Origin of the sequence: Mixta sp., from assembly GCF_024610815.1 — a bacterium.
Lineage (GTDB): Bacteria > Pseudomonadota > Gammaproteobacteria > Enterobacterales > Enterobacteriaceae > Mixta > Mixta calida.
Genome location: NZ_JANION010000137.1, coordinates 1 through 7,943, shown reverse-complemented (window position 1 = coordinate 7,943; position 7,943 = coordinate 1). Strand labels below are relative to the sequence as shown.

The following is a 7,943-nucleotide window of genomic DNA, read 5'->3' as shown; positions in this document are numbered from 1 at the left end:
ATAGATTGCAGATACGCGGCGGCGCGCTTCCGTTTTCATTTTTAAGCTGCCTGTGCGGCAGTGAACCGTTCAAATCCACCCCAAAACCTTTACAAAATAAACAGATACCGCTTTTTCAGCCGTAAAACCCTTTTTTCTGCTCTTTAATTTCTTTCCTGTAAAATCAATGAATTACATTAGCACTAATAAAAAGGGTTCTCTTTATTAACGTGTGATGCCTTACCGATCCACCCGCAGGCAGACACGCCCTCCAACAAACCATCCAACCAACAACAAGCGCAGCCAATCTAAAACGTGGATAACGCGCCCATAAAAAACGCGCCTCGCTGGCAGGCGAGACGCGCTCTTATCAAATAAATAACTTAGCCGTGCTGGCGAATTCGGGCGATCAGCGTATCGACGGTATCGATATTAGGTGCGGCGACAATCAGCGCCCTGCCCAGCCCAATCGCGTGGTGCACGCATTCAGTATGCATCGCCGGATCGGGGATGTTTTTCATATCCGCAACGTGCGACATACCGACGGTGCGGCGGATCAGTTCGGTGCCGCAGTAGCCGATGCTGTCGGCAAACACTTTTTTGAGAAATTCGCTGACGTAGCCGGGCCAGGACAGCGTGCGATCGCGGGTTTTCTCCGTTGCCAGCGCCTGAAAACGTTCGGCGAAAGTGATCCACACTTCGCGCACGTCCGTTAAGCGCTGCTCGCGCGCATCGGCGGCCTCACGCGGCGCCAGCAGCCCCGGCAGCGCGCAGTAGTTCAACAGCAGATTGCCCAGCGCGGTGCCGACGTCAAAACCCATCGGCCCGAAATAACCGAACTCGGCGTCAATCGCTTTCAGACTGTCGTCGGCGACGAAGATCGAACCGCTGTGGATATCGCCGTGTAGCAGCGCCTCGGCGTGGGCGAAAAAGCGATGCTTCAGCCCCGCCACCTCATTACGCAGCCGATCGTCGCTGCGTAGTTCAGACACTGCCGCTTCCAGCGCCGTCGGATAGCTGTTGCGCGGATGGTCCTCATACGGATCGGTAAAGAAGAGATCTTCCGTGATTTCGCACATTTCAGGGTTGATAAAGTGCGCAACCTGCGCCTTTTTCTCATGCGGATGCAGGTAAAAATCGGAGGTATGAAACAGCGTTTGCGCCAGATACTCGCCCAGCTGACGCGCCGCCTGCGGATAGTACCGCCCCTGTACCAGCTCGCCGCGCCAAATGCGATGGCTGGAGAGATCTTCCATCACCATCACTGCCAGCTCTGCGTCGTAATGCAGCACTTTTACCGTATGCTGCGGGCAGTGACGGTAGTGTTCAATCAGGGTTTCCGCTTCCAGCCGCGCGCGGTCCAGCGTCAACGGCCAGGATTCGCCGACGCAGCGCACCCAGGGCAGCGCCTGCTTCACCACGATGCGGCTGTTACCGTCACGATCGAAGATTTTAAACACCAGATTAAGGTTACCGTCACCAATCTCTTCGGCGTCCACCAGCGAAGACGCATCGCTCAGTCCGCTAAATCGTTGCGCATATGCCACCGCATCGGCGGCAGTGAACGTCCGGTATTGCGACATTATCCGTTTCCTCTGCAAATCTGTAGTAAAAGCCGTTCAGACGTCTATACTTCCGTTTCGCATGTTGGCACAATATACAGCATTAACGCAACATGGATTTCACCCTTATGCAAACTCTTCATACCACCAGTCTGCGCGTGCGTGATAACCAGCTGTGGATCCTCGATCAGCAGGCGCTGCCGCAGCAGCAAAACTGGCTGGACGCCAGCAGCGTAGACGCGCTGGTTAGTCATATTCACGCGCTGCGGGTGCGCGGCGCGCCGCTGATCGGCCTCTCCGCCAGCCTGCTGCTGGCGCTGCTGGCGGAAAACGGCATGCCGCGCGATGAGCTGGCGCAGGCGCTGACAGTGCTGCGCGCCGCACGACCCACCGCGGTTAACCTGATGAACAATCTGGATCGCATGAAGCAGGCGCTGAAGCAGGAAAACTATGTCGCCGCCCTCGGTGCGGAGGCGCTGCGGCTGGTGGAAGAGGATAAAGCGCTGTGCGACGCCATCGCGCGCGCCGGCAGCGAACGGGTGCCGCGCGGCAGCCGGATTTTGACGCACTGTAATACCGGTGGCCTGGCGACTGCTGGCATCGGCACCGCCATCGGCGTGATTGCGCGCGCCTTTGAGCAGGGAAACGTGGAGATGGTGTGGGTGGATGAGACCCGTCCGCTATTACAGGGCGGGCGGCTAACCGCCTGGGAGCTGGGCGAGCTGGGCATCCCTAACCGTTTGATCTGCGACTCCATGGCGGCGGCACTGATGGCGCAGCAGCAGGTAGACGCCGTCTGGGTCGGCGCCGATCGCATCGCCGCCAACGGCGACGTGGCGAATAAAATCGGCACCTACAGCCTGGCGGTGCTGGCGCGCTATCACAACATTCCGTTTTACGTCGCCGCGCCGCACACCACGCTGGATCGCGCCTGTCCCGACGGCAGCGCCATTCCGATCGAACAGCGCGCCGCCGCCGAAGTGACAGGCGCAGCGGGCAGTTTTGGACAGGTGCAGTGGGCGCCGCAGAATGCGCAGGTGTGGAACCCGGCATTCGACGTCACCCCGGCGTCGCTCATCAGCGGCTGGGTGCTGGATACCGGCGTCGTCACGCCGGAAGCGGTAGCGGCCGGTTATTTCCAGCCGTGATGCCAACGTTAATCCTTATGCGCGAGGTGCATCACCATTTCGGCCGGGCAGCACAAATAAACGTGCAAATAGCGGTTGTCGTTTCGACTGGATAAACAAGCAGGCGATAATGCGGACGGCGGTCGCCGTCCGCATGAGATATGTCAGGGCAGACGCGGATAGGTCACGGCGATCGGATCGCCGGTAAAGTTGGCGATCCAGCCCTCCGGGTTATCGAAAATACGGATCGCGGTAAAGTGCGGCTGCGATCCCATATCAAACCAGTGCGGCGTGCCGGCCGGCACTGAGATCAGATCGTTCTTCTCACACAGAATCTGATAAACGCGCCCTTCCAGATGCAGGCAGAACAGCCCTGCCCCTTCAACGAAAAAGCGCACCTCGTCTTCACCGTGGGTATGCTCGGAGAGAAATTTCGTGCGCAGCGCCTCTTTCTGCGGATTATCGGCGCGCATGCTGATCACATCCCAGCTCTGGTAACCCTTTTCCGCCACCAGCCGATCGATGGCATGCTGATAGGCGCCGATCACGGTTTCCGCATCGGGATTTTCTCCCAGTTCACGATCCGCCTCCCAGCGCTCAAAACGCACGCCGCGCGCGTTCAGCTGCTCGCGGATCGCCTCAGGATCGGTGCTGTGCCAGATCGGCACCGTGGTTTCTGTCTCGGTATAAATGGTTAATTCACTCATAAGGAAAACGGCTCCAGCTTAATCTGATCAAAACGGTTAACCTGGCGATGGGTACTGTCATTATCCGCTTCGCCGCGAATCAACTGCAGGGTATGCCACCCAGCCTGCTGCGCCGCATCCAGCTCCTGCCGAATATCGGAAAGAAACAGCAGCGCGCTGGCGGGCAGGCCAATCTGACCGGCAATGTTCTGGTAAGCGCTTACCTCGCGCTTGGCGCCGACATGCGTGTCGAAGTAGCCGTTGAACAACGCCGTAATATCGCCGCAGTCGCTATAGCCGAACAGCAGCTTTTGCGCCGCAACCGATCCAGAAGAATAAACGTACAGGGAAATACCCTGCTCACGCCACTTTTTTAGCGCGGGCAGGACATCAGGATAGAGATGGCCGGTAAAGTCGCCGTTCAGGTAGCCGCTGCGCCAGATCATGCCCTGCAACGCCTTCAGCGCGGTCGATTTCCGATCCTCATCCATAAACCGATAGAGCGTGGCTATCAGCGCATCGACGTCGGCCTGCGGCTGGCTAATCTCCCGGCGCAGCGCGTTCAGCGCGTCGACCACCTCCGGTTGATCCTGCTGCGTCCGCACATAGTCCGCCAGATGCTGACGCGCCCAGGGAAACAGAACGTTATGTACAAAGCGGATATCGCTGGTGGTGCCTTCAATATCGGTAACAATCGCGCGAATCATGCTCTCTCCAGCAAACGACGTTGCATTTCACAGTTAAACAGAAACTCCAGCCCTTCCAGGTGACGGCGCGCCTCCTGCACATCTTTGCCCCAGCAGGTCAGGCCATGGCCGCGCAGCAGAAAACCGTAGCGCAGCGGCTGGCGCTGCGCGTACTCCCCGATGCGTCGCGCCAGCGCGTCGATATCCTGATCGTTATCGAACAGCGCGATGGCGACCCGATCGAGATGGCTGTGCTGACCGGCCAGCGTTTTTTGCATCTCGTAGCCCTGTAACAGCAGCGTCGGGCCTTTCTCCACCCGCGACAGCACGGTGCTGTTGACGCTATGGGTATGCAGCACCGCGCCCGCATCGGGGAACAGGCGGTAGATCAGCGTATGCAGCCCGGTTTCGGCGGAAGGCCTGCGCCCGGCAGCGGCCTGACCGGTGGCGATCGAGACTTCGATAAAGTCGTCAGCGCTCAGGCTGCCCTTATCCTTGCCCGATTCGCTCAGCAGGCAGATGGTGTCATCGCCGCGCACCGACATATTGCCGCCGGTAGCGGGCGCCCAGCCCTGCTGTCCAATCCAGTGGCAGGCAGCCACCAGCTGCGCCAGTTGCGAAGTTACCGTCATAGTGTTCCTTATCTCTGAGTCGCTGAAGGAGAAAGCGCGTTTAGACGTCTACCCGTCTTGATTGCCAAATACTAACATCATGATTATAGTGGCTCAACACAGCCGTAACATCGGGCCGCTATCCATCCTGAAGGTGAGCCATTTATGTCATGTAACCCGTTGATTCCAGAAAGTAAGCTGCCCGCGCTGGGCACCACGATTTTCACCCAGATGAGCGCGCTGGCGCAGGCGCACAACGCCATTAATCTCTCGCAGGGGTTTCCCGATTTTGATGGGCCGCATTATCTGCAACAGCGGCTGGCGCATCACGTCAGCCAGGGCGCCAACCAGTATGCGCCGATGACCGGCGTGGCGCCGCTGCGCGAGGCGATCGCCGACAAAACCGCCGAACTGTACGGCTGGCGTCCCGACATTAACGAGGAAATTACCGTGACCGCTGGCGCTACCGAGGCGCTTTATGCGGCGATCACCGCGCTGGTGCGGCCAGGCGATGAGGTGATCTGCTTCGATCCCAGCTACGACAGCTATGCGCCCGCCGTGACGCTGGCAGGCGGCGTGATGAAACGCCTGACATTACAGCCGCCCGCTTTTCGCGTGGACTGGCAGGCGTTTGAGCCGCTACTGTCGCCACGCACCCGGCTGGTGATTCTGAATACGCCGCACAATCCCTCCGCTACCGTCTGGCGCCAGAGCGATTTTGCCGCGCTGTGGCAGGCAATCGCTGATAAGCCGATCTACGTACTGAGCGATGAAGTGTATGAGCATATCTGCTTCAGCAATGAAGGCCATCACAGCGTGCTGGCGCATCCGCAGCTGCGCGAACGCGCCATCGCCGTCTCGTCGTTTGGCAAGACCTATCATATGACCGGCTGGAAAGTGGGTTACTGCGTCGCGCCGCCTGCGCTGAGCGTGGAAATCCGCAAGGTGCATCAGTATCTGACATTTTCGGTGAACACGCCGGCGCAGCTGGCACTGGCCGATATGCTACGCGCCGAGCCGGCGCATTACCGTGAATTGCCGGCGTTCTATCGCGCGCGCCGCGATCGCTTCGTTCAGGCGTTAAGCAGCAGCCGCTTCGAGATTTTGCCCTGCGAAGGCACCTATTTCTTACTGGCGGACTACAGCGCCATCTCCGATCTGGATGATGTCAGCTTCTGCCGCTGGCTGACGGAAACGGTGGGCGTGGCGGCGATTCCGCTGTCGGTATTCTGCGCGGACGGCTTCCCGCACCGCCTGATCCGCCTCTGTTTCGCCAAGCAGGAAAGCACCCTGCTCGCCGCTGCGGAGCGCCTATGTCAGATTTAAATCTTACGCTATTGCAGCAGCCGCTGGTCTGGATGGATGGCGAAGCGAACCTGGCCTATTTCGACAGCCTGCTGGCGTCGCTGACCGGCCGCGATCTGATTGTGCTGCCGGAGATGTTCACTACCGGTTTCGCGATGGAGGCGGCGCAGCAGTCGCTGCCGCAGGAGCAAGTGGTGGCATGGCTGGCGGATCATGCGCGTCGGCTTGACGCGATGGTCGGCGGCAGCGCCGCGCTGCAAACGGAAAAAGGGGCGGTGAACCGCTTTCTGCTGGTGGAGCCGAGCGGCCGCCTGCACAGCTATGACAAGCGTCACCTGTTCCGCATGGGCGATGAGCATCATCACTATGTCACTGGCGAGCGGCGGGAAATTTTCACCTGGCGCGGCTGGCGTATTTTGCCGCAGGTTTGCTACGACCTGCGCTTCCCGGTCTTTTCCCGCAACCGCAATGATTACGATCTGGCGCTCTACGTGGCGAACTGGCCGGAGGCGCGCAGCCATCACTGGCAGGCGCTGCTGATGGCGCGCGCGATTGAAAATCAGGCGTACGTGGCGGGCTGCAACCGCGTAGGCGAAGATGGCAAGGCGCTGCGCTACAGCGGCGACAGTCAGATTATCTCGCCGCAGGGGATGATTCTCGATCGCGCCGAGGCGCATCAGCCCGCGATTCTGAATGCCACGCTGTCACTGGAAACGCTGAACCGCTACCGCGACAGCTTCCCGGCGTGGCGCGATGCGGATGATTTTCACTGGTAGCGCGCAGCGTAGCGTTCCATCCGGGACGCTACGTTTAACCCCTTAGCGCCGCCTTCACCCGCCCGTTAATGCTGTCAATCGCCTGATGCCCGCATCCTGTCAGCCGGACGCGCGCGAGATTCATCGCCGCGCCGTAAATGTCCGGTATCACCAGAACCCGCCCTTATCGATAAAAGCGTATTTATCATGTGCCGCGATCGACCGCCGCTTCGCGTTTCGGCAACGGATTAAACAGCGCGTTCAGCGTTACCGAGACCAGACAGGCGGCGCTGATGCCGGAGTGAAACAGCGTCTGTACCCAGCCAGGAAAGCGGTCGTAAAAGCCCGGCATCACCACCGGAATGATGCCGAATGCGAGCGCGGTGGCGACAATCACCAGATTCATATTGTCTTTGTAATCCACCTTCGCCAGCGTACGGATGCCGCTGGCGGCGACGGTGCCGAACAATACCACGCCCGCGCCGCCCAGCACCGGCATCGGAATCGCCGCGATAACGCGCCCCAGCACCGGCAGCAGACCGAGCAGGATTAAGATCGCCCCGCCCGCCGCCACCACGAAACGGCTTTTGATGCCGGTCATCGCCACCAGCCCGATGTTTTGCGCAAAGGCGCTCTGAGGAAACGAGTTAAATAGCGGCGACAGCGCGCTGGTCAGCATATCGGCGCGCAGCCCGCGCGCGATGCGCTGCTCATCCACCGGCGTGCCGATAATCTCGCCGATCGCCACCAGCCCGGCGGTGGTCTCCGTCAGCAGCACCAGCACGATCAGCATCATCGACAGGATCGCCGCCGCATCGAACTGCGGCAGCCCGAAGTGGAGCACGCCCGGCAGCGCAAACAGATCGCCCGTCATCACGCCGCTGAAATTCGCTTTGCCGGTCATTGCCGCCAGCAGCGTGCCGAACGCCATTGCCAGCAGCACCGCCAGGCGCTTAATGCCGCCGCCGCCCACTTTGCTCAGCAGCAGCACCGTCGCCAGCGTCAGCGCCGCCAGCCCGATATTCTCCGGCGCGCCCCAGTCCGCCGCTTTTGGATTGCCGCCCATCGCCCAGCGCGCCGCCACCGGCATCAGCGACAGCCCGATCGCCGTAATCACCGTGCCGGTCACCAGCGGCGGGAAAAAGCGGATAACGTGGGCGAAAAAGGGCGCGATCAGCAGGCCGAACAGCGAGGCGCCGATAATCGCCCCCGCCACCACCGGCAGGCCGCCG

The 7,943-nt window shown here is 60.3% G+C and carries 8 protein-coding genes; 3 read left to right on the top strand and 5 right to left on the bottom strand.

The window, feature by feature from the left end:
* Nucleotides 1-362 precede the first annotated feature (362 nt).
* A complete protein-coding gene (gene mtnK / locus MYY08_RS10055) occupies nt 363-1,562 on the bottom strand; it encodes an S-methyl-5-thioribose kinase (protein WP_038627924.1) in 1,200 nt (399 codons plus the stop codon).
* A 107-nt stretch (nt 1,563-1,669) separates the two neighbouring features.
* Between mtnK and mtnA the strand changes: the two genes are divergently transcribed.
* Entirely contained in the window at nt 1,670-2,689 is a 1,020-nt protein-coding gene (gene mtnA, locus MYY08_RS10050) for an S-methyl-5-thioribose-1-phosphate isomerase (RefSeq protein WP_038630117.1), read from the top strand.
* Nucleotides 2,690-2,832: 143 nt separating this feature from the next.
* Here mtnA and MYY08_RS10045 read toward each other — a convergent pair whose 3' ends face one another.
* The 3 genes from MYY08_RS10045 to MYY08_RS10035 are packed head-to-tail and all read right to left on the bottom strand — an operon-like array spanning nt 2,833 to nt 4,672.
* The gene (locus tag MYY08_RS10045; protein ID WP_038627926.1) at nt 2,833-3,375 is read right to left on the bottom strand and encodes a 1,2-dihydroxy-3-keto-5-methylthiopentene dioxygenase; all 543 of its coding nucleotides are present in this window, start codon (nt 3,373-3,375) and stop codon (nt 2,833-2,835) included.
* Nucleotides 3,372-4,061 (bottom strand): acireductone synthase, encoded by a 690-nt coding sequence (gene mtnC / locus MYY08_RS10040; RefSeq protein WP_084970998.1) that lies wholly within the window; start codon nt 4,059-4,061, stop codon nt 3,372-3,374. Before mtnC ends, MYY08_RS10045 begins: the two co-directional genes overlap by 4 nt.
* A complete protein-coding gene (locus MYY08_RS10035; protein ID WP_038627931.1) occupies nt 4,058-4,672 on the bottom strand; it encodes a methylthioribulose 1-phosphate dehydratase in 615 nt (204 codons plus the stop codon). The genes mtnC and MYY08_RS10035 overlap by 4 nt, the downstream gene beginning before the upstream one ends.
* 144 nt (nt 4,673-4,816) lie before the next feature.
* Between MYY08_RS10035 and MYY08_RS10030 the strand changes: the two genes are divergently transcribed.
* Together MYY08_RS10030 and MYY08_RS10025 are read left to right on the top strand one after the other, a co-directional pair.
* Complete coding sequence (locus MYY08_RS10030; RefSeq protein WP_038627933.1) at nt 4,817-5,977, top strand: pyridoxal phosphate-dependent aminotransferase; 1,161 nt, start codon at nt 4,817-4,819, stop codon at nt 5,975-5,977.
* A complete protein-coding gene (locus MYY08_RS10025; RefSeq protein ID WP_288013981.1) occupies nt 5,965-6,732 on the top strand; it encodes an amidohydrolase in 768 nt (255 codons plus the stop codon). Before MYY08_RS10030 ends, MYY08_RS10025 begins: the two co-directional genes overlap by 13 nt.
* 184 nt (nt 6,733-6,916) lie before the next feature.
* On the opposite strand, the gene MYY08_RS10020 is transcribed toward MYY08_RS10025, so the two are convergent.
* A partial coding sequence (locus MYY08_RS10020) for a solute carrier family 23 protein (protein ID WP_288013980.1) occupies nt 6,917-7,943 on the bottom strand: 1,027 nt, incomplete at its 5' end.

What these genes read in the sequence shown, in the direction of transcription:
- MYY08_RS10045 (WP_038627926.1), bottom strand. Translation starts at nt 3,375, where the DNA reads ATGAGTGAATTAACCATTTATACCGAGACAGAAACCACGGTGCCGATC.
- mtnK (WP_038627924.1), bottom strand. Translation starts at nt 1,562, where the DNA reads ATGTCGCAATACCGGACGTTCACTGCCGCCGATGCGGTGGCATATGCG.
- MYY08_RS10025 (WP_288013981.1), top strand. Translation starts at nt 5,965, where the DNA reads ATGTCAGATTTAAATCTTACGCTATTGCAGCAGCCGCTGGTCTGGATG.
- mtnA (WP_038630117.1), top strand. Translation starts at nt 1,670, where the DNA reads ATGCAAACTCTTCATACCACCAGTCTGCGCGTGCGTGATAACCAGCTG.
- mtnC (WP_084970998.1), bottom strand. Translation starts at nt 4,061, where the DNA reads ATGATTCGCGCGATTGTTACCGATATTGAAGGCACCACCAGCGATATC.
- MYY08_RS10035 (WP_038627931.1), bottom strand. Translation starts at nt 4,672, where the DNA reads ATGACGGTAACTTCGCAACTGGCGCAGCTGGTGGCTGCCTGCCACTGG.
- MYY08_RS10030 (WP_038627933.1), top strand. Translation starts at nt 4,817, where the DNA reads ATGTCATGTAACCCGTTGATTCCAGAAAGTAAGCTGCCCGCGCTGGGC.